The following is a 20,422-nucleotide window of genomic DNA, read 5'->3' on the forward strand; positions in this document are numbered from 1 at the left end:
GAAATGATGAAAGAGTTAAGTTTTTTTCTGCAAAATGAAGATGACACCGTCGCATTGGGACGGCGTCTGGCGGAGGTAGTTAGCGCGCCTTTGGTCATCTATCTGACTGGTGAGTTGGGTGCAGGCAAGACCACATTCAGTCGCGGCTTGATCCAGAGTCTGGGTCACCAGGGCGCGGTGAAGAGTCCAACATACACCTTGGTGGAACCCTACGAGATTTCCGGTGTCGAAGTATATCATTTTGATTTATATCGGTTGGCTGATCCTGAAGAATTGGAATTTATGGGGATCCGCGATTACTTTTCAGACAAAAGTTTGTGTATTGTAGAGTGGCCTGATAGGGGAGAGGGATTATTGCCGGAAGCAGATTTGCACCTGCACCTCAGCTATCAGAACAATTCCCGGGATCTGACAATTTCCGCAAAATCACAAAAAGGTGAAGCACTGCTTTCAAAACTAAAATAACGATGGCAAGCATTCGACATAGTTTTCAATTTTGGCTGACAATGGCTTTTTTTCTGGTCAGCCTTGGGGGTATCTCTCCGGCAACTGCTGCCGGGAATAAGCTTAATGGTATCAGGATTTGGGCCGCTCCGGATTCCACCCGGGTGGTTTTTGACCTCTCCAAGTCACCGGATTACAGCTATTTCACCCTGACCAAACCAGATCGTCTGGTGGTGGATATGAAGTCTGCTGCCAGTGGCGTTGATCTCAGTAAAATCAGTAATAACAGTAAGCTGGTTAAGCGTGTTCGCCTGAGTAAACCGCCACAAAAGGGGACACTCAGGGTCGTTATTGATCTTAATCGTCCTGTGTCTGCCAACCTGTTTGCGCTGAAACCTACGGCTCCCTATGGGGATCGTTTGGTGTTGGACCTGGCAGACTCCAAAGCCCCCTCAAAAACGGTAACGCCTCCCAAGCGAGAGATGCGGGATGTGGTGGTAGCCATTGATGCCGGACACGGTGGTGAAGACCCGGGCTCCATTGGCCCAAGCGGCATGTACGAAAAGAAAATCGTACTGGATATTTCCAAACGCGTTGCGGCAAAAATCAATGCGACACCTGGAATGCGAGCGGTAATGACCCGCAGTGGCGATTACTTCGTTAACCTGAACCAGCGTTCTGAACTGGCTCGCAAGAGTAAGGCAGATTTACTGATCTCTATTCATGCGGATGCTTTTACCTCTCCTCAGCCCAGAGGTGCATCGGTATGGGTGTTGTCCCGTCGCCGTGCAAACAGTGAGATAGGTCGCTGGCTGGAGCAAAAAGAAAAGCACTCTGAGTTGTTGGGCGGTGCCGGAGAGATTATTCAAAGTGCGGACAGCGAGCAGTACCTTGCAATGACGCTGCTGGATATGTCCATGGACAGATCCATGGCTATCAGTCATTCCATTGCCCATGACGTGCTGTCTGACCTGGGTCATGTGACCAAGCTGCATAAGCATCAGCCTGAATCGGCCAGTTTTGCCGTGCTTAAGTCGCCGGATATTCCGTCCATTCTGGTGGAGACTGGTTTTATCTCAAATCCGGGTGAGGAGAGGTTACTGAAAACTGCGTCCCATCAGGATAAACTGGCCAAGGCGATTCACCGTGGTGTGATGAGATATTTTGAAGCCAACCCGCCGGAGAATACGCTGCTGGCATCACGGGGCTCGGTTAAACACAAGGTTCGCAGTGGTGAGTCATTGTCTGTGATTGCCCACAGATATGGTGTCACTGTTGCCAGTATCAAACGAGCCAACAAGCTCAAGTCCGATATGTTGCGTGTGGGACAGCAACTGACTATTCCCAGATAACAGGAATCCAAATGGCAATTAAAATATTGCCACCTCAGCTGGCCAACCAGATAGCCGCGGGAGAGGTGGTGGAGCGGCCAGCGTCTGTCGTCAAAGAGCTGGTAGAAAACAGTATTGATGCCGGCGCCCGTCGTATTGATATCGACATCGAGAAGGGCGGCGCCAAGCTTATTCGTATCCGGGATAACGGCGGTGGTATAGCTAAAGACGAATTGGCATTGGCGCTATCCCGTCATGCGACCTCCAAAGTTGAAACCCTGGATGACCTTGAAGCTATCCTGAGTTTTGGCTTCCGTGGTGAGGCGCTGGCCAGTATCAGCTCTGTTTCCAGATTAACCATGACTTCACGTACCGCTGAGCAATCTGAGGCCTGGGCGGCCTATGCTGAGGGTTCAGAAATGGCGGTTAAGGTGATCCCTGCGGCACATCCCGAGGGGACCACAATTGAAGTGGTGGATCTGTTCTTTAATACCCCAGCACGCAGACGTTTCCTGAAAAGTGACAAAACCGAATTCGGCCATATTGATGAATGGCTGAAACGTATCGCGCTGGTTCGCAGTGATGTGCACTTTACCCTGTCTCACAATGGTAAAACGGTACGGAATTATCGTCCTGCGACCAATGAGGCTCAATACCTGCAGCGTCTGGGACAGGTATCAGGCAGGCCTTTTGCTGACAATGCGCTGAGAGTGGACTGCCAACATGACGATATGTCATTGAGCGGCTATCTGCAGTCCCCTGCGTTGGTGCAACCGGCCGATGTCCATTACTTCTACGTTAATGGCCGCTTGGTGCGTGACCGCCTGGTGAATCATGCTGTACGACAGGCGTTTGCCCAGATGAGTGAGCTGGATCAGCCCGGGTATGTGCTGATGTTGGAACTGGATCCCCATCAGGTCGATGTCAATGTGCATCCAGCCAAACATGAAGTGCGATTCCATCAGAGCCGATATGTACACGATTTTATTCTGCAGGCGCTGCAATCAGCCTTGAGTCAGGCGCATACTTTGCCTGTTAATACCCAGTCTCAGATTGAGCAACCACAAGCGGATTACAGTGCGCAGCCATGGCAGGGAATGAGCTCTCCTGCCGGTGTGGTTTCTCAGGGGAATGATAGAGCGGTAGATGGAATGACCGGCCAGCGCAGTTATTCGGGCAACTACCCGTCCTCTTCCAGCGGAAGTGGGCGCAATGGCGACTGGTCCGGGAGTGCAGGTCGGGCTGCAGACAGATATGTCAATCCGCAGCTGGATAAAGCGGCAGTTGAAGCCTATGGACAACTGATGCAAACCCCAGAACAAAGCCGTGCCGAACAGGTAAGAGATGCGGCTGATATGCCTCCGGTGCTGGCGGGTAAATTCTGGGTGGTAGCCAAAGACAGTCAACTGGTTTTGGTCGATATTGCAGCGGCCGCTGCTGTTTGTCGTAAATCAGGGATCAGAGATAAGCTTGAAACCGGTCTCGTTGGCCAGCCTTTGTTGATGCCGGTGTCGGTAGCTGCAGATGAACAGTGGGCTGATACTATCGAGATGCGTGAGACTTTGTTGCGGCGTTTGGGAATTGAGCTGGTCATCAAGTATGGGCAGTTGATTATCAAAAAAGTGCCCCCATATTTAAGAGACAGCCAGCTGGCCAGCAATATTCCTGATTTATTACAGTGGCTGGCCGCAGAAGAACCTGCCAATGAGGCGCTTGCAGCCTGGCTAACAGCGCAAACTAAAGGCGGTTTCGATGCTGCTGCATCTGTCTGGCAACAGCTGAAACAATATCCTGAAACACAACAACAGATCCTGGCTCAGGGGCGATCGCTCCCCTGGGAATCCTGGTTAGAAGAGCAATTGAGTGAGCACACAACAACAGCCTGAAATTATCCTGCTGATGGGGCCTACGGCCTCTGGCAAAACACAGCTCGCGATTGATCTGGCCACCCATCACAACTGTGAAATTATTTCTGTGGATTCAGCCCTGATCTATCGGGGGATGGATATTGGCACGGCGAAGCCCTCTCAAGAGGAATTGGCACAGGCTCCTCACCGGCTTGTGGATATATTGGATCCGGCAGAAAGTTACTCTGCTGCAGATTTTCGTGCAGATGCGATCAAGGCAATTGAAGAGATAGTTGCCAAAGGTAAGACCCCAATATTAGTGGGTGGAACCATGATGTATTTTAAAACGCTGTTGGAAGGGCTTTCGCCACTGCCAAGTGCGGACGAGAGTATCAGAGCGGAAATATTGGCTCAGGCCACTGAACAGGGGTGGCAATCCCTGCATGATGAGCTGACACAAATAGATCCTGTATCCGCTCAGCGAATACATCCAAATGATCCTCAGCGTCTGTCCAGAGCAATAGAAGTATTCCGGATAAGTGGTAAAACTTTAACCGAATTAACGCAAACCAAATCCACCGCTTTACCTTATCGTGTGGCACAATATGCGATTGCGCCTAAAGAACGTAAAGTGTTGCATGAATTAATCGCCAAGCGCTTTGAGATTATGTTGCAGCAGGGATTTGTTGAAGAAGTCCAACAGTTAAAGCAAAGAGGTGACCTTCACCTTGAGATGCCGTCCATGCGCTGTGTAGGATATCGCCAATGCTGGCAATATCTTGATGGGGAGTTTGACCATCAGACAATGGTCGAAAAAGCCGTGGCTGCAACTAGGCAATTGGCCAAGCGTCAATTAACATGGTTGCGCGGCTGGCCAAACCTGGAATGGCTGGAAAGCGGTAATGAAGGAAATTTAAAGACAATTATAAATCGTGGTCACTAGATTATTCGACCGTGCTATATAATACTGAGTTTGAGATACAGTGTGATACAACTGTAATTCTTGATTTTGAAGATAAATTAAAAAAGGAAAGACGAAATGGCTAAGGGGCAATCTTTACAAGACCCATTTTTGAACGCACTGCGCCGCGAGCGCGTTCCAGTTTCTATTTATTTGGTTAACGGCATCAAACTGCAGGGCCAGGTAGAGTCTTTTGACCAGTTTGTTATTTTGCTGAAAAACACTGTCAGCCAAATGGTCTACAAGCATGCCATTTCTACTGTTGTGCCTTCCCGTCCATTTAACGTGGGTGGTCATCAACAGAACCAGGGTGGTTACAACCATCAGCAGGACGACGCCAATCACGGCGAATAAGCTTTAGGGGTTTGCTTCTTGTTTGATCGTTATGAGGCGGGAGAGACAGCGGTACTTGTCCATATCGATTTTTCTGACGAAAACAGTCGGGAAGATCTTGTCGAACTTCAATTATTGGTAGAGTCGGCAGGTGCACGCTCTGTAGGTGTGATAACGGGAAGCCGCCGCGCGCCTGATCGCAAGTTTTTTGTTGGTTCAGGCAAAGCTGAAGAGTTAGCTGCCATGGTTGCTGCAACAGACGCCAATGTGGTGATTTTCAATCACGCGTTGACGCCGGCACAGGAAAGAAACCTGGAGATGGTTTGTAAGTGCCGGGTGCTGGACCGAACCACGCTGATTCTAGATATTTTTGCTCAGCGGGCCCGTACCCACGAAGGTAAGTTGCAGGTGGAGCTAGCGCAGTTGCGCCACATGTCGACTCGCCTGGTACGGGGATGGACTCACCTTGAACGCCAGAAAGGCGGTATTGGCTTACGTGGCCCGGGTGAGACCCAGCTGGAAACCGACAGACGTTTATTACGGGGCCGGATTAAGGCTATTAACCGTCGTCTGGACAAGGTTGACCGTCAGCGTGAGCAAAGCCGTCGTGCCCGCCAGCGAAGTGATATGCCCACTGTATCATTGGTGGGTTATACCAATGCTGGCAAATCTACACTTTTCAATGCATTAACTTCAGCGGAAGTCTATGCCGCGGATCAGTTGTTTGCGACGCTGGACCCCACGTTGCGCAAACTGGAACTGCAGGATGGTGCCGTCTTTCTTGCTGATACCGTAGGCTTTATCCGTCACCTTCCCCACGATCTGGTCGCTGCGTTCAAGGCTACTTTGCAGGAAACCCGTGAAGCAGATCTCCTGTTGCATGTTGTTGACTGTGCAGATGAAAACATGGCTGATAACTTTGAGCAGGTGCAGGAAGTGCTGAAGGAGATTGATGCCCATGAGATCCCTCAGCTCATCATTTGTAACAAAATTGACCTGCTGGAAGAGGTTTCGCCACGTATAGATTATGATGCAGAGGGCGTTCCAACCCGTGTGTGGGTCTCTGCACAACAAAGGTTGGGGCTGGAGCTTATCCAGCAAGCGATTACTGAACTTGTGGGTGACACCATTCATGAAGTGACGCTGAAGATCCCCGCCGCTGCTGGACACTATCTGGGACAGCTATATCGACTGGAAGCTATTCAGGACCAGGAGTACGATGATCTGGGTAACTGTATACTGAATGTACGCCTGTCGGATGCTGACTGGCGAAGATTGCTCAAGCAAAGCGAAGGCGAATTGGAAACCTTGGTTGTTCATTAAGGAACAAATAAGGTACTTTTGGTAGTAATCTCTTTTATTTTATCCGCTTATGGAGTGCTAAATGGCTTGGAATGAGCCCGGAAACAAGGGCAATGACCCTTGGGGAAATAAAGGCAGCAATGATAAGGGGCCACCGGATCTGGATGAGGTGTTTCGTAACCTCTCCAAGCGCTTTGGTGGTAAAGGTTCCGGGTCCTCGGGATCTGGCATAGGTAATTATGGCGTAATTCTGATTCTGGTTATTGCCGCCATCGTCTGGTTCCTGTCTGGTCTCTACTCCGTTAAGGAAGCTGAGCGAGGGGTGGCTTTGCGATTCGGTGAGTACGTAGGTCTGGTTGAGCCTGGCTTGCAGTGGAAGCCTACTTTCATTGAAGAAGTGTATCCGGTTGACGTAGAAACTGTACGTTCTATCCCTGCAGCGGGCAGCATGCTGACGGCTGACGAAAACCTGGTTCAGGTTGAAATGGATGTTCAGTATCGGGTTACCGATCCATACAAATATCTGTTCAGTGCGGTAGACGCCAATTCCAGTCTGCGTGAAGCCACTGACAGTGCGCTGCGTTATGTTATCGGCCACAACAAGATGGACGATATCCTGACGACTGGCCGTGAAGGTATTCGTAACGATACCTGGAAAGAGCTGGAACGTATTATCGAGCCTTACAATCTGGGTCTTACCGTTGTTGATGTGAACTTCCTGCCGGCGCGTCCGCCTGAAGAAGTAAAAGACGCCTTCGATGATGCCATTGCGGCACAGGAAGATGAGCAGCGTTTCATTCGTGAAGCTGAAGCTTACTCCCGTGAAGTTGAGCCTAAAGCTCGTGGTATGGTAGAGCGTATGTCTCAGCAGGCAGAAGCTTACAAGCAACGAGTCACACTGGAAGCAGAAGGTCAGGTTGCTCAGTTCGAAAAGCTTTTGCCCGAGTATAAGGCCGCGCCGGAAGTAACCCGTCAGCGTCTTTATCTGGATACCATGCAGAAGGTGATGTCCGGCAATAACAAGGTGATCATTGATGCCAAAAACAGCGGCAATATGATGTACCTGCCTTTGGACAAGATGATGGAGCGTAAGCCATCGGGTAATGTATCTGAGTCTGCTTCTCCTAAGGTAACTTCACCTTCGGAACAAGCCAACTCTGTTAACAGTGTACATTCCAATATGCCTGCAAGCGGGCGCTTGTCCCGCGAAGAACGAATTCGACTGGGGAGGGAATAACAGATGGGTCGTTTTGGTCTGATTATTGCCGCGATACTGCTGGTAGTCGGCGTATCCTCGGTATTCGTGGTTAATGAAGGTGAGCGGGCAATTGTGTCCCGTTTCGGTAAGGTAATGAAGGTGGATGACCAGACCAAGGTATTTGCTCCTGGTATTCACCTGAAGATCCCTGTAATTGATAAAATCCGTTATCTGGACTCCCGTATCCAGACTCTGGATGGTGCGGCTGACCGTTTTGTGACGTCTGAAAAGAAAGACTTGATGGTTGATTCCTATGTGAAATGGCGCATCAAGGACTTTGCCAAGTACTACCTGTCTACCAACGGTGGTATTAAGGCAAACGCTGAGAGCCTGCTGCAGCGTAAAATTAACAACGACCTGCGTACTGAGTTTGGTCGTCGTACCATCAAGGAAATTGTGTCTGGCAGCCGTGATGAGCTGCAGATGGATGCCTTGAAGAATGCTGCAGAGAGTGCCAAAGATCTGGGTATTGAAGTGGTGGATGTGCGTGTTAAGCAGATCAACCTGCCTGCCAACGTGAGTAACAGTATTTACCAGCGTATGCGTGCAGAGCGTCAGGCTGTGGCCAAAGAGCACCGTGCTCAGGGCCGTGAGCAAGCTGAAATCATTCGCGCTACCACAGACGCCAACGTGGAGATTCAGATTGCAGAAGCTCAACGTAAAGCGCTGACGGTGCGAGGTGAGGGTGATGCGCAGGCGGCAAAGATCTACGCTGATACTTACTCCAAAGACCCAGAGTTCTATGCGTTTATGCGTAGTCTTGAGGCCTATCGTGAGAGTTTCAATAACAACTCTGACGTAATGGTACTTGAACCAGACAGCGAGTTTTTCCGTTATATGAAGAGTGAGACGGGAAAATAATCCAGTTTGCTCTGTAAACGAAAACCCGGCCTGACGCCGGGTTTTTTATTGCCTGAACAGGCACCGTACGGCTGGATAGTCTCCGACACAGAATGTTGGAACAGAAACGGAAAATACTCTCAATTGAATGTGCAGTCTGGAGAGATGGCTAATATCAGACGTAACTTATTCATAAATAGGACACTTTATTTTTGCGTTTGGCATTTGTCCTGTGGAGTAAGGGGATTGTTGGTATTGTTATCTTTGGTTTTGGCCGGTTTTTCACAAAAATGACAAAGTTACATCGATTGTTATCTGTTTTCGCTATGATCTGCTTCTAAATTTTCGTTATAATGAGCCGCGTCTCAAATTTCTGCCGGGAAGGCAGAACTTTGTAGGACGACTATTATTAGAACGAACATTCCTACACCCTCTTGGAGATAAGTGGATGAGCAATGCGCCAGTCGATACCGGACGTCGCAGATTCCTGACCGCCGCAACCGCTGTAATTGGCGGTGCTGGTGCCGTCGCTGTAGCGGTTCCCTTTATTAAGTCATGGAATCCGAGTGCCAAGGCAAAAGCTGCGGGCGCGCCGGTAGAAGTCAATATCAGTAAGATTGAACCGGGTCAATTGATCCGCGTTGAATGGCGAGGCAAGCCCGTATGGGTAGTTCGCCGTACCAAGGAAGTTCTGGATGTGCTTCCCTCTCTCGATGATCAGCTTCGTGATCCCAATTCAGAAGAGCCTCAGCAGCCTGAATATGCACAGAACCCAACCCGTGCTATCAACCCTGAGTACTTTATCGCTGTTGGTCTTTGTACTCACCTGGGTTGTTCACCTACCTACCTGCCTGATTCATTCGGTGAGCAGGTTGAAGGTGTTGCATCAGGTTTCTTCTGCCCTTGTCACGGTTCCAAGTTTGACATGGCCGGCCGTGTATTCTCGGGTGTACCGGCACCACTGAACCTGGTTATCCCGCCACATCAGTATCTGGATGATAGCACCGTGCTTATCGGTGTCAGCGAAGGAGCTGCGTAATGGCTAACAAGATTATTGATTGGATTGATGCCCGTATTCCGATGACGGCGACCTATAACCGTCACGTCGGCCAATACGCTACCCCAAAGAACTTTAACTTTTGGTACTTCTTCGGCTCTCTGGCTCTGCTGGTATTGGTAAACCAGCTGCTGACCGGTATCTGGCTGACCATGAACTATGTACCAACTGCAGAAGGCGCCTTTGCCTCCATTGAGTACATCATGCGCGATGTGGAATATGGCTGGTTGTTGCGCTATATGCACTCCACAGGTGCTTCTGCATTCTTCGTGGTGATCTACCTGCACATGTTCCGTGGTTTGATCTACGGTTCATACCAAAAGCCACGGGAGCTGCTGTGGTTGTTCGGTATGCTGATCTTCCTGGTGCTGATGGCTGAAGCCTTTATGGGCTATCTGCTGCCATGGGGACAGATGTCCTACTGGGGTGCTCAGGTAATTATCTCTCTGTTTGGTGCGATTCCTGTTATAGGTGACGACCTGACTCTGTGGATCCGTGGTGATTACGTCGTGTCCGGCGCGACCCTGAACCGCTTCTTTGCTCTGCACGTTATCGCGCTGCCACTGGTGTTGGTTGTGCTGGTATTCCTGCATCTGATTGCACTGCACGAAGTGGGTTCCAACAACCCAGACGGCGTTGAAATTAAGAAGAACAAAGATGAGAATGGCTGGCCTGTGGATGGCATTCCATTCCACCCATACTACACAGTGAAAGACATTGTTGGTGTGGCAGGCTTCCTTATCCTGTTCTGCTATGTGCTCTTCTTTATGCCAGAGGGCGGCGGTTACTTCCTTGAAAAGCCAAACTTTGAAGCGGCTAACCCAATGAAGACGCCTGAGCATATTGCACCTGTTTGGTACTTCACTCCTTTCTACGCCATTCTGCGTGCTGTTCCCGATAAGTTGGGCGGCGTGATCATGATGGGTCTGTCGATTCTGGTGCTGTTTGTACTGCCTTGGCTGGATCGCTGTAACGTTAAGTCTATCCGTTATCGCAGCATTGTCCATAAGCTGAACATTGCTCAGTTCACTGTGTCCTTTATCGTCCTGGGTTACCTGGGTGCGGTACCGGCAACACCTGCACTGACTATCGCGGCACGTATTTTCACCATCACTTACTTTGGATTCTTCATCGCACTGTGGATTTACAGTAAGAACGAAAAGACCAAGCCTGTACCAGAGAGGGTGACATTCAAATGAAAAAATTACTGATTGCATTGTTTGCTCTGGTACCCAGCCTGGTACTGGCAGCGGGCGGTCCTAAGATTGAGCCTACCGGCATCGATTGGACAGAACAGCTGAAGGATCAGGAGTCTCTGCAACGCGGTCTGGGTTATTTCCAGCAGTATTGCGCAGCCTGCCACAGCACTCAGTATCAGCGTTATGGTCGCGTGGCCGAAGACCTGGGTATCTCTGTTGATGAGATGCGAGCCAACTACATCCCTACCGACGCCAAGATCGGTGAGCTGATGGAAAACGCCATTCCTGAAAAGGATGCGGCAAAGTGGTTTGGCGCGGCGCCACCGGATCTGACCATGGTATCCCGTGTACGCGGTGAAGATTGGGTTTACACCTATCTGAACAGCTTCTATCAGGATCCATCGCGTCCATTTGGTGCTAACAACACTGTGTTCCCTATGGTGGGTATGCCGCATGTGTTGGAAGAGCTGCAGGGTGTTCCGCTGCTGCAGGAAGATGGCACTATCGTAGCGACCGGCGGCCAGCTGACTCCAGAAGAGTATCAGCAGGTAGTGAAAGATCTGACAGCTTTCCTGGCTTACTCGGCTGAACCTGTGCGACTCGAACGTGAGCGCCTGGGTTACTGGGTACTGGGCTTCCTGTTCATCTTCTTCATCTTTGCGTTCCTGCTCAAGAAAGAGTATTGGAAGGATGTACACTAGGCCTGTTTAGCAGGTAGAATATACTATCCGCATAGTGTAAACGGGGGGCTGGGCCCCTCGTTTCTTTGTTTCTGATTCTGGAGGGTATCAATGGCTCTTGCTGCCAATAAACGCTCTGTCATGACCCTGTTCTCCGGGGCCGATGATCTGTATAGCCATCAAGTTCGCATTGTTTTGGCAGAAAAAGGTGTCACTGTTGATGTGTTGCAGGTAAACCCAAGCGATATGCCAGAGGACTTGTTGGAAGTTAACCCTTACAACACAGTTCCGACTTTGGTAGACCGTGAACTGGTTCTGTACGAGTCTCGCATCATCATGGAATATCTGGATGAGCGCTTCCCTCACCCGCCTCTGATGCCGGTTTATCCTGTATCCCGCGGCCAAACCCGTCTGATGATGCACAGAATCGAAAGCGATTGGTATGTGCTGGTTGATCGCATCAAGAAAGGTGACCGTGCCGATGCCGCTCGTAAAGAGCTGGCTGAAAGCCTGACTGCTGTGGCGCCAGTATTTGCTGAAATGCCATACTTTATGAGCGAAGAGTTCGGTCTGGCTGATTGTTATCTTGGTCCACTGTTGTGGCGTTTGCCTGCTCTGGGTATTGAGCTGGACGCCCGTATTGCCAAAGACATCAATGCTTATATGACCCGCATTTTCGAGCGTGAATCATTCAAGGCTTCTCTGACCGAAGCTGAACGTGAATTGCGCATGGGGCTGTAAATGGCAAATATGACTCCCCATCGTCCATATCTGTTGCGTGCCTACTTTGAATGGTTGCTGGACAATGACCTGACCCCCCATCTGGTGGTTGATGCTCATGTCGAAGGCACCCGGGTTCCGCAGCAATATGTTAAAGATGGGCAGATAGTGCTGAATGTTGCGCCTTCGGCGGTCAGCAATCTGCAATTGGGGAATGATTTTGTTGAGTTCAGTGCCCGCTTTGGCGGTGTTCCTCAGCAAATAGTCCTGCCTTTAGCTTCCGTTATTGCCATCTATGCCCGTGAGAATGGTGCAGGCGTGGTGTTCGAAATGGAAGAAGCTTATATGGCTGATGATGCCATGATTGAAGAGCAGGAGTTGATGAGTGATGACGTGGTTAAGGCTGAAGAAGAGCCTGAAAAACGTCGCCCTCATCTGACTGTGGTCAAATAACAGGACCACAGATATTCGCCAGAAAAAACCAGCTGATTCAGCTGGTTTTTTTGTATTCAGGGGCTGAGTTGGTGATCACTCTGTCGCGACCCTGAACCTTGGCCAGATACAGAGCCTTATCTGCTCCCCTCATAATATCTTCTTCAGAGTCACCATTGCCCTTTTGATAGACGCCAATAGAAACTGTGAGGTCTATGCGTCTGGATTTATAAAAGAGGGGGGTAGATGCAATGGCAAGCCTGAGTTTTTCGGCTCGTTGACGGGCCTCCTTTGCCGGTAATATCAGCGCAAACTCCTCTCCTCCAATTCGGGCAAAGAGTTCATTTGAGCGCAAATGCTCAGTCACCACCTCTGCCAGGTGCTTCAACGCCTGATCTCCCGCATCATGACCATAGTTGTCATTTACCTGCTTAAAATGATCTACATCCATCATCAGCAAACATAGGGGAGCCTGAGCCATTTTTTGCTTGAGCTGGATGGAGAAGTAGCGACGATTGTAAAGGCCCGTCAAACCGTCTGTGAATGCCTGTCGCTGCAGTGATTGCTCCGCCTGTTCAGCGTAAACCTCGTTAATGGATTGCAATATCATCAAGCAGGAGATACAGGATGCAGCAACCATGACCTGCAGAAACATAACCTGACTTTGGTTCAGGAGTTCCATTGCCGGATCATGGGGCCAGCCAAACACCTCAAGATAGATATAGATAATCATGTTGAGCGATGTCATAGCAGCTTTACTTAACCATTCTTCATTGCGAAACAATGCAATGGGAAGGATGGCAAAAAGCATAAAGTAAAAATGGGTGTTGAAGACGGTTCCCTGTCCTGTAGTGATAGCCGTCAACACACTGATCACTGCAACTAAAAACAGCAGCCAGCGGGCTGAGGTGAAATTACCTCTATAGTTGTTCCACAATGACAGCGAGAACAGCGGGAGTAACAACATCTGACATCCCCCTGAGAACATCAGGGCTGAATTGTCGTAGATGAGATAAAGCAGGTAGTAAGCGGTAGTGGTAATAATAGAAAGCAGCGCAGCAATGTTCACCAGAATGATCTTTCGTTCCAGTGTCTTGGTATCAGAGTATTCGCACCCCAGTGTTATCAGTCGACGCAACATATAGGCTCTGGGCCATCCTTACCGGTCCAGTTAAATTAACAGCTCAGGGAAAGGCGGTGATGTTTTGGTTATAGTCATGCCTTCTGTCAAGTCTAGACCATGTTTGGTGTTGATGAATGTCGGCTTTGGCTGTGGTAGCATTCGCCGCCAGTAAGCCAATCTTGGCAATGGATTTTTCGGGACACTTTAATGCTGTTGATGATCGACAACTATGACTCTTTCACCTTTAACCTGGTGCAATATTTCCAGCAGCTGGGGCAGGAGATCATGGTTCGCCGCAATGATGAGATCAGTGTGGCGGAGATCAAAGATATTGCTCCCTCACATCTGGTTATCTCTCCGGGTCCTTGTAGTCCCAACGAAGCTGGCGTGTCCCTCAAAGCGATTGAGAGTTTTGCCGGCCAGATTCCCCTGCTTGGCGTTTGTTTGGGGCATCAGGCGATAGGTCAGGTATTCGGTGTTGAGGTGGTCAGAGCGCAAAGAGTCATGCACGGCAAGACCAGTAATATCAGCCATAATAACTGTGGTGTGTTTAGGGGGCTTGAGAACCCTTTAACAGTGACACGATATCACTCTCTGCTATTGAACAGCATTCCCAAGTGCTTTGAACTGGATGCTTGGTATGACGATCCCGTTCATGGACGCGAAATTATGGGAATGAGCCATAGTGCCATGCCGTTATATGGTGTTCAGTTTCACCCTGAATCAATCCTCACTCGCCAAGGTCACGAACTGCTGCAGAACTTTTTAGATACGGGATTGAGTTAGTTTAGGTGGTTGACCGAGGTGCCAGCAAACTGTTCCAACAGATATCTGGAAGGTGTCAACTGTATTCAGGACGGGTCAGAGGAATAAAAAAGGGCATCAATCGATGCCCTTTTTTCAGCGAAGATTTAGCTTAGAACTCGTAACGTAAACCTACACGGATTTCCCACAGCGATGCATCACCAATACGACCTTCTGCTTTTTCGCCGATAGTCACATTACCCGGGAAGTTGGCTTTTTCAAGAATGCCCCAGTCATCGTTTAACAGGTTGGTCAGGTTATCGATAACAATGAAGGCCTCAGACTTATGCTCTGCACTGAAGGCAGGCATTTGTTGAGTAACTTGCATATCCACCTTGCCCCACCAAGAGCCAATTTCTGAGTTTCTTACACCACCAACTGGCAGCACATTGTTCGTCTCATCAAGAAATGGAGAAAACTTATAAATCCCAAAACTATCATCGGCACTCAGTGTCAGACTGTAGGGTTCACCTTCTGTCAATAAACCAAACAGGGAGACAGTGGTTTCATAGCCAGCAATCAGTTCTTTGCTCCAGTTAAAGTTCGCGGTGAAACGGTGGCGAACATTATAATTAGAGCGGCTGACGACCTCTTCCTGAGGGTCGAAAAAGGCTCTATTTACGTAGTTGGAGAATGCCACTGAACTTGTCATAGGCTGCACATCTTCAGCATCATTATAGGCGTAACCGGCCATCCAGCTGATGCCATTTTCATGACTCTTACTGATACCTAGAGATGCAGTATAAGAGGTGCTGGTTTCATTAGTGTTGGTTAAGACGAAAGCTCCTAACTTGGTACTTTCATAGATGGGATAACCTTCATCCGTAGTACCCGTTTGTTCCAAGTCTGCACGTTTTACAATAGCGGCGTCTTTTGAAATTGATACCAACAGGTCGGCATTCAGCACATAGTCCTGAGGGAAGATATGGGTAACTCCGGTAGAGATTTTCCACTCAGAGGGTAACTTAAAGTTGGGATCCAGATAGTTCAGCTCAAAGTTACGGCCATCTCCAGCAGCAACCGCGTTATACAGCTCAGAAGGAACTCCATACCCTGGGCCATTAGGTACGCCGTCTTCCAGCCCGAGATAAACTACATCACTGTCAAACAACGAGCGTGAACCATCGGTGTAACCAAAGTCTTTACCTCTTTGGCCAAATTGAAGCACATTGTTATTTGAAAAGTTATTGGATAACCATACATTTGGGTTACCACCGGTAAACAGCCCCACGCCGCCACGGATTACTGTGTCGGTATCCAGCTCATAGGTTAATCCCAGGCGGGGTTGTAGCAGGCCTTCGCCATCAAGATTGGTAGAGTTGGAGAAGCCATAAGATTCAACAAACTCAGGGTTCTCAATCGGACTGTCGCTGGTTTCATACCAGTCATAACGCAGGCCAGCGACTACTCTCAGGTTGTCCGTTGGATAAAACGCATCCTGGAAATACACAGAGTTGGCGCTATACCCCCAATCGGCGGCAGCATCGTTTGGATTACCAGAAGGGGCATTGTTGTAATAGATGGCACTGGCATAGCCGTCTCTGAAATCTTCAATGCTATTGAAGCGAATTTCAGTCTCTGTATGCTGCACAAACAGGTTAAATACATCCAGAGTGTCACGCTCATAGCCAAAGGTCAGGTTGTGACCATTGTCCATGTAGTAGTAACCGCGCAGTGACAGGTTAAACAGATCATAATTCAAGTCGTTCGCCTGACGGCTGTCATCTCCACCCAAATAAACATTAACACCGTCTACTTTAACCCGCATTTCACCAAAGTCAGTGCCACCCACTGAGTTTTGGCGGTTGTCCAGCTTCAGATAGCCCACACGCATTTCGGTAGAGAAGCTATCAGTCCAGTCTGAATAGAGCGCGCCTGAATATGAGTTAAGTTCAGCCCCTCTCTCATAAAGGTGGTTTTCGAACTCAAACTCATCCAAATCACCATCGGACTCTGTGAAGTTATTGCCATCATTGTAGTTATAAGTGAAGGCAAAACGATGAGCGTCGTTGATGTTCCAGTCGAGTTTGATAAGAAGTTTTTCATCTTCATTATCCAGACTGGTTGGAATACCACCCGGATCATACTGGTACTTTGTCTTGGCAATTTCGGCGATTTCATCAAGTGCGGCTTGTGAAAGCCCTATCTCTTCGACTGCACCTGAGCCAATGGGGCCGCGGTTAAACAGGTTAGTGCCCTGCTGTTTCTCATAGGCCGCAAACAGGAATACTTTATCTTCAATAATTGGCAGCCCAACGTTTACGCCATAACGGGTTTCGTTGTAATCACCAATATTGACTTTATCGCCTTCAAGCGAGTCACCACGCATATTGTTATTGGTGTAGTCAATAAACATGCCGCCATATACTTCATTGGCTCCGGATTTAGTCACCGCGTTGATATTACAAGCGGTAAAGCCACCATAGGTAACATCAAAAGGCGCCAGTTCAACAGCAACCTGCTCGATGGCATCGTAAGAGAATGGCATTCTTTCTGTGGGGTAACCATTGGCATTCAAGCCGAAAGAGTCGTTCATTCTGACGCCATCCAGGGTCAGGCTATTAAAGCGAGGGCTTTTACCGGCGCACTGGATGGCATTGATATCACCGCGTGATTCATCCACTGAGATACGCGGGTCCATTCTGACAATGTCTGAAATATTTCTATTGATGGCTGGAAAATCTTGAAGCTGTTCCAGGTTAAAGTTTGCTGAAGGACCATTTTCACTGTAAGCAACTGCTCGGGAGATGTCTCCGGTGACGGTAATAGTTTCAATCGCCGAATTGCTCGCGTTCTCCAGCTCTACGCTCAAGTCGTATGCGCGACCCAGAGACAGGAAGATGTCATCAACGTCAGCATCCTGATATTCGTTAGAGTCCAGAATAACCTTGTATGGGCCACCAACCCTCAGGCCTTTTGCGGTAAAAATACCTGCGTCATTAACTGTAGCCACTTTCGTTGTACCAGATGGTATGTGGATAATGATGACTTCAGTTCCTGCTGCGGGTTGGCCTGTCGGCGTCAGGACACGGCCATTAATGCTGGACGTTGTCTCATTAGCGAAAGCGGCGCCGCTCATACCAAGACCGGCAACAATTGCCAGTGCAAGAGCGTTTTTCTTCAGTGCGTTGCTCATTTCAACATTTCCCTTAACGGTTATTTTTTTGGGTACTGAGGTTTGATGTTTCCGCGCCGACATCTGTCTTACCACTGACAGACATAGGTGCAGAATCATCGAAGATTTGGTTGAGTAATCCGGCAAGACGTACGCCCCCAAGAAGCAGTTGTTGCTTCACCAGCGGCATAAAGTCGTAGATATAGCGATAGGAAAGGCCGGTTTTAGGTTGCTGATACAGACGCTGGGCCAGAGTATGAGACTCCAGTACCCAGTCTGAAGGCGCGGAGTTCAGTGCTTCGTCAATCAGCGATGAATTATTGGTATCGATAAACGCCGCCAGCTCTGTGTATGACAGGTTTAAAGATTCAATCAGCTTGGTATCCCACAGGGCATGCAGGTTGGTGGGGCTGCAGAAAAACTCGACATCGACATCGTTACCGCCTTTGTCATGTTTATGTCCTGCATGCATGGGCTGATGAATATCGCCGACCATATGAGTAAGCAACTTCAGGTGAAATGCTTTTTCCTGCTGGCTGCTGGTTGGGGATTCGAGCACAGCAATCGATTTCAGAATGGCCCCATAAATGTTCTGAATATCTTTATGGGGGGTATCGGCATCCACTTTGTAGGCATGAGGGTTGAAGTCATTGGTGCCATTGATGTTGATGTAGTGCCAATGGTGCATACCCTGCCACATTTCATCCGGGTTTGAACGCATCTCATCTGCCCAGGTGGAGACTTCCGCGAGACTGTCCTCCCCCAGCAAAGCCGCCACAGTTCTGTTGGCATTGGGCGTCAGGTGATTCTCTGCTACCTGACCTATAACTCTGTGGCCGTTCTGTCCCCAGGCCAGGGCATCTGAACTGACCAGTGCCGAAACCAGAATTAATGCCAGCAGTTGCGCCCCAAATAGAATGTTTCTCATTGGTTGGTGTTGTTGTTATCTCGTTAATTTGTTGGTGCTATTGTCCAACATTTAACATAGCTCTTGAAAGTACTTATCAATATTCATAATTTCTTGTTAACAATTTAATGTAAACAATAGGTTGCGTGTGACAGGTAAATTAACCTGTTGTAACAGGTAATTTTTTTTGTTTGAATTGCGGTGGACTTGAGATTCAATGAGGATTGAATGACAGCACTGACGGATTACAGAGCATCAGGCTGGTTAATTGTTTCGTTTTTATTACTTTTTTCCGCCGTAAGTATGACGCTGGGAATGCTGCAGGGAGAGGCTCCAGATCTTTCCGGGCGTTCTCTGTTGTCGTTGTCGGCTCAATGCGAGATCCCCGGAGCCGTTAACAGAGATATGTTCGTTGTGCATATCCCGGAAGAGGCCCTTGCTGCCCCCTTGCTGGAAAAGTTGTGTCAGAACCCAGTGATCGTGAGGCAATTTGGCACAGTAGAGGTAGTCTGGGGATATAAAGTCAGTGATGCGCTTGAGTTTCTCGGTAAGGGACTGGCAGATCTGGTCATGACCAATGAAAACATTATGCAGGCTCTAATGGGGGAGCCTACGCACAACTACCACGCCATACTTCAATACCCCAGCTATTCTGCATTCCTGCTTTCCAATAAAGAAAAACCCCTGCTGGAGAAGTCTTACTACATAGGGAAAACTCTGGGCCTCCTCTCTTCACCGACCAGTCGCTCGGGTCATATTCTGCCAAAACGGCTTTTTAACACCCTGGGTCTGGATGTGGATGAGTTGGATATTCGCTATGCCAGTTCCCACGCTGAGCTGAGAAACCTGTTGGCTGCCGGTGAAGTGGATATTATTTCGACCTATTGGCAGGAGGCAGACGAAAAAGCGTTCTCCCGCAATTACATTACCCCGATACGGGAAAATATCAGCGGGGCTCGCTGGTATCTAAAGCTCGCCCAAAGAAACACAGATCTGGTTTGCGCTGTACAGGATGATCTTATCTCGCTGTCGCGGACAATGAATGGCTACTTCAGAGATGTAACTCCCGTCTGGCAGTGCGAATCGCCGGAGGGCCAATGAGTATTGGTAAACGCTGGCAGTTGTTGCCGATATTTCTGGGATTCTGGTTGCTGTTGCAGCTGATATATATTGCTGGTGTTGACTGGTCCAGGGCTGACAATCAACAAGCCGGAGTCGACACTGTTGCCAACCGTGTTGCTTTGGACATGAGCCGATTGCCACTGTCTGGCAACGCGGGGTATCAGGTTGAGCGGGGAGAAATAATATCCCGCTACATAGAGACAATTAATCAAGAGTTGCAACGTCAGGCTTCACCTGTGCTATTGATTGAGTTGGGGCCCCCCGAGAGAATCGCAGCCGATGCGGAAATCATCAAAATACTGGTTACGCCCAGTGATAAGTTGGTGCTTACTTTTTATGCGGCCCCCAGGAATATTGCGGACTATACCTCTTTTACCTGCCTGGTGTTGGCACTTATCCTGACTGCTCTTTGTTATTCGAGGCTTCGTCCGGAAGTTGTAGCGGAAATCACTCCCGAAGATCAATTGCTCAATCCCAGGCTGATTCTCGACCTGCAACAGCGGACCTTGAGGCATTCAAGCGGTGGGTCTGCCGTGGTGATGGCGAACAAGCCTATTTGCTTTTACGCGGCGTTGCTGGAGTTTTGCTCCAGGGATAACGAGACTTTACTGAGCCAGAATAAAGATATGCCGGAAGAGTTACAGACACTGGCGAACAAATACTTCTTACGTTTGGTTGAGCTGGGGCATACAGTTCGCAAACGGCCAAACTTTAAAAACAGTCTTGATAAAACTCTAAGTGATATCAGGGCTGTATTGGATGAGGTCTATGCCGAACAGCCATCGCTAAAGGGCAATTACTATCCTCCCAAGGCTCATGGTGAGGGCTCCAGATCCAAGCTCCACCATTATGGTCTCAGACAAATATCGGACCAGGATTACGAGATTCTTGGCCGGTAACCAGGGCTTTATTCTGGAATGCTCCGCAACGTATCGATTGTTTGTCAA

Annotated in this window: 19 protein-coding genes; 16 read left to right on the forward strand and 3 right to left on the reverse strand. The window is 49.0% G+C overall.

Annotated features, from left to right (window positions below; translation table 11 throughout):
* Positions 1-6 precede the first annotated feature (6 nt).
* The 13 genes from tsaE to ACFOE0_RS01960 all read left to right on the forward strand — a co-directional run bounded on the left by tsaE (position 7) and on the right by ACFOE0_RS01960 (position 12,425).
* Positions 7-465, forward strand: coding sequence for a tRNA (adenosine(37)-N6)-threonylcarbamoyltransferase complex ATPase subunit type 1 TsaE (tsaE, locus tag ACFOE0_RS01900; protein WP_115137134.1), 459 nt, complete (start codon positions 7-9; stop codon positions 463-465).
* Positions 466-506: 41 nt separating this feature from the next.
* Entirely contained in the window at positions 507-1,796 is a 1,290-nt protein-coding gene (locus tag ACFOE0_RS01905) for an N-acetylmuramoyl-L-alanine amidase (protein ID WP_248937262.1), read from the forward strand.
* Positions 1,797-1,807: 11 nt separating this feature from the next.
* Positions 1,808-3,661 carry a DNA mismatch repair endonuclease MutL gene (gene mutL / locus ACFOE0_RS01910; RefSeq protein ID WP_248937263.1) on the forward strand — a complete coding sequence of 618 codons (1,854 nt, stop codon included), beginning with the start codon at positions 1,808-1,810 and terminating at the stop codon, positions 3,659-3,661.
* Positions 3,639-4,565, forward strand: coding sequence for a tRNA (adenosine(37)-N6)-dimethylallyltransferase MiaA (miaA, locus tag ACFOE0_RS01915; protein WP_248937264.1), 927 nt, complete (start codon positions 3,639-3,641; stop codon positions 4,563-4,565). Before mutL ends, miaA begins: the two co-directional genes overlap by 23 nt.
* Before the next feature lie 96 nt (positions 4,566-4,661).
* Complete coding sequence (gene hfq, locus ACFOE0_RS01920) at positions 4,662-4,937, forward strand: RNA chaperone Hfq (RefSeq protein WP_248937265.1); 276 nt, start codon at positions 4,662-4,664, stop codon at positions 4,935-4,937.
* Between the two features lie 18 nt (positions 4,938-4,955).
* Positions 4,956-6,239 (forward strand): ribosome rescue GTPase HflX, encoded by a 1,284-nt coding sequence (hflX, locus tag ACFOE0_RS01925; RefSeq protein WP_248937266.1) that lies wholly within the window; start codon positions 4,956-4,958, stop codon positions 6,237-6,239.
* 61 nt (positions 6,240-6,300) lie between these two features.
* Positions 6,301-7,455 (forward strand): FtsH protease activity modulator HflK, encoded by a 1,155-nt coding sequence (gene hflK, locus ACFOE0_RS01930; protein WP_248937267.1) that lies wholly within the window; start codon positions 6,301-6,303, stop codon positions 7,453-7,455.
* A 3-nt stretch (positions 7,456-7,458) separates the two neighbouring features.
* Positions 7,459-8,337 (forward strand): protease modulator HflC, encoded by an 879-nt coding sequence (hflC, locus tag ACFOE0_RS01935; RefSeq protein WP_248937268.1) that lies wholly within the window; start codon positions 7,459-7,461, stop codon positions 8,335-8,337.
* A 427-nt stretch (positions 8,338-8,764) separates the two neighbouring features.
* Positions 8,765-9,355 (forward strand): ubiquinol-cytochrome c reductase iron-sulfur subunit, encoded by a 591-nt coding sequence (petA, locus tag ACFOE0_RS01940; protein WP_248937269.1) that lies wholly within the window; start codon positions 8,765-8,767, stop codon positions 9,353-9,355.
* Positions 9,355-10,572 carry a cytochrome b gene (locus ACFOE0_RS01945; protein WP_248937270.1) on the forward strand — a complete coding sequence of 406 codons (1,218 nt, stop codon included), beginning with the start codon at positions 9,355-9,357 and terminating at the stop codon, positions 10,570-10,572. Before petA ends, ACFOE0_RS01945 begins: the two co-directional genes overlap by 1 nt.
* Entirely contained in the window at positions 10,569-11,273 is a 705-nt protein-coding gene (locus ACFOE0_RS01950) for a cytochrome c1 (protein ID WP_248937271.1), read from the forward strand. The genes ACFOE0_RS01945 and ACFOE0_RS01950 overlap by 4 nt, the downstream gene beginning before the upstream one ends.
* A gap of 90 nt (positions 11,274-11,363) precedes the next feature.
* The gene (gene sspA, locus ACFOE0_RS01955) at positions 11,364-11,993 is read left to right on the forward strand and encodes a stringent starvation protein SspA (RefSeq protein ID WP_248937272.1); all 630 of its coding nucleotides are present in this window, start codon (positions 11,364-11,366) and stop codon (positions 11,991-11,993) included.
* The gene (locus tag ACFOE0_RS01960; RefSeq protein ID WP_248937273.1) at positions 11,994-12,425 is read left to right on the forward strand and encodes a ClpXP protease specificity-enhancing factor; all 432 of its coding nucleotides are present in this window, start codon (positions 11,994-11,996) and stop codon (positions 12,423-12,425) included.
* Positions 12,426-12,462: 37 nt separating this feature from the next.
* On the opposite strand, the gene ACFOE0_RS01965 is transcribed toward ACFOE0_RS01960, so the two are convergent.
* The gene (locus ACFOE0_RS01965; RefSeq protein ID WP_248937274.1) at positions 12,463-13,545 is read right to left on the reverse strand and encodes a GGDEF domain-containing protein; all 1,083 of its coding nucleotides are present in this window, start codon (positions 13,543-13,545) and stop codon (positions 12,463-12,465) included.
* Between the two features lie 189 nt (positions 13,546-13,734).
* Between ACFOE0_RS01965 and ACFOE0_RS01970 the strand changes: the two genes are divergently transcribed.
* Entirely contained in the window at positions 13,735-14,313 is a 579-nt protein-coding gene (locus ACFOE0_RS01970; protein WP_248937275.1) for an anthranilate synthase component II, read from the forward strand.
* 130 nt (positions 14,314-14,443) lie between these two features.
* Here the strand turns inward: ACFOE0_RS01970 and ACFOE0_RS01975 are convergent, their stop codons facing one another.
* A complete protein-coding gene (locus ACFOE0_RS01975; RefSeq protein ID WP_248937276.1) occupies positions 14,444-17,467 on the reverse strand; it encodes a TonB-dependent receptor in 3,024 nt (1,007 codons plus the stop codon).
* Positions 17,468-17,480: 13 nt separating this feature from the next.
* Positions 17,481-18,374, reverse strand: a complete 894-nt coding sequence (locus ACFOE0_RS01980; protein WP_248937277.1) for a S1/P1 nuclease — start codon at positions 18,372-18,374, stop codon at positions 17,481-17,483.
* 207 nt (positions 18,375-18,581) lie between these two features.
* Between ACFOE0_RS01980 and ACFOE0_RS01985 the strand changes: the two genes are divergently transcribed.
* Together ACFOE0_RS01985 and ACFOE0_RS01990 are read left to right on the forward strand one after the other, a co-directional pair.
* Positions 18,582-19,454: a hypothetical protein gene (locus ACFOE0_RS01985; protein WP_248937278.1), complete on the forward strand. Its 873-nt coding sequence runs from the start codon at positions 18,582-18,584 to the stop codon at positions 19,452-19,454.
* Complete coding sequence (locus ACFOE0_RS01990; RefSeq protein ID WP_248937279.1) at positions 19,451-20,374, forward strand: hypothetical protein; 924 nt, start codon at positions 19,451-19,453, stop codon at positions 20,372-20,374. The genes ACFOE0_RS01985 and ACFOE0_RS01990 overlap by 4 nt, the downstream gene beginning before the upstream one ends.
* Positions 20,375-20,422 lie beyond the last annotated feature (48 nt).

It is taken from the genome of Shewanella submarina, from assembly GCF_042646185.1.
GTDB classification, from domain to species: Bacteria; Pseudomonadota; Gammaproteobacteria; order Enterobacterales; family Shewanellaceae; genus Shewanella; species Shewanella corallii.

Excerpts from the sequence above, each read along its gene's own strand:
- hflK (WP_248937267.1), top strand. The coding sequence starts at position 6,301 with ATGGCTTGGAATGAGCCCGGAAACAAGGGCAATGACCCTTGGGGAAAT.
- ACFOE0_RS01985 (WP_248937278.1), top strand. The coding sequence starts at position 18,582 with ATGACAGCACTGACGGATTACAGAGCATCAGGCTGGTTAATTGTTTCG.
- sspA (WP_248937272.1), top strand. The coding sequence starts at position 11,364 with ATGGCTCTTGCTGCCAATAAACGCTCTGTCATGACCCTGTTCTCCGGG.
- ACFOE0_RS01945 (WP_248937270.1), top strand. The coding sequence starts at position 9,355 with ATGGCTAACAAGATTATTGATTGGATTGATGCCCGTATTCCGATGACG.
- ACFOE0_RS01975 (WP_248937276.1), bottom strand. The coding sequence starts at position 17,467 with ATGAGCAACGCACTGAAGAAAAACGCTCTTGCACTGGCAATTGTTGCC.
- ACFOE0_RS01980 (WP_248937277.1), bottom strand. The coding sequence starts at position 18,374 with ATGAGAAACATTCTATTTGGGGCGCAACTGCTGGCATTAATTCTGGTT.
- ACFOE0_RS01970 (WP_248937275.1), top strand. The coding sequence starts at position 13,735 with ATGCTGTTGATGATCGACAACTATGACTCTTTCACCTTTAACCTGGTG.
- hfq (WP_248937265.1), top strand. The coding sequence starts at position 4,662 with ATGGCTAAGGGGCAATCTTTACAAGACCCATTTTTGAACGCACTGCGC.
- ACFOE0_RS01990 (WP_248937279.1), top strand. The coding sequence starts at position 19,451 with ATGAGTATTGGTAAACGCTGGCAGTTGTTGCCGATATTTCTGGGATTC.
- mutL (WP_248937263.1), top strand. The coding sequence starts at position 1,808 with ATGGCAATTAAAATATTGCCACCTCAGCTGGCCAACCAGATAGCCGCG.
- hflC (WP_248937268.1), top strand. The coding sequence starts at position 7,459 with ATGGGTCGTTTTGGTCTGATTATTGCCGCGATACTGCTGGTAGTCGGC.
- ACFOE0_RS01905 (WP_248937262.1), top strand. The coding sequence starts at position 507 with ATGGCTTTTTTTCTGGTCAGCCTTGGGGGTATCTCTCCGGCAACTGCT.
- ACFOE0_RS01965 (WP_248937274.1), bottom strand. The coding sequence starts at position 13,545 with ATGTTGCGTCGACTGATAACACTGGGGTGCGAATACTCTGATACCAAG.
- tsaE (WP_115137134.1), top strand. The coding sequence starts at position 7 with ATGAAAGAGTTAAGTTTTTTTCTGCAAAATGAAGATGACACCGTCGCA.
- ACFOE0_RS01950 (WP_248937271.1), top strand. The coding sequence starts at position 10,569 with ATGAAAAAATTACTGATTGCATTGTTTGCTCTGGTACCCAGCCTGGTA.
- petA (WP_248937269.1), top strand. The coding sequence starts at position 8,765 with ATGAGCAATGCGCCAGTCGATACCGGACGTCGCAGATTCCTGACCGCC.
- ACFOE0_RS01960 (WP_248937273.1), top strand. The coding sequence starts at position 11,994 with ATGGCAAATATGACTCCCCATCGTCCATATCTGTTGCGTGCCTACTTT.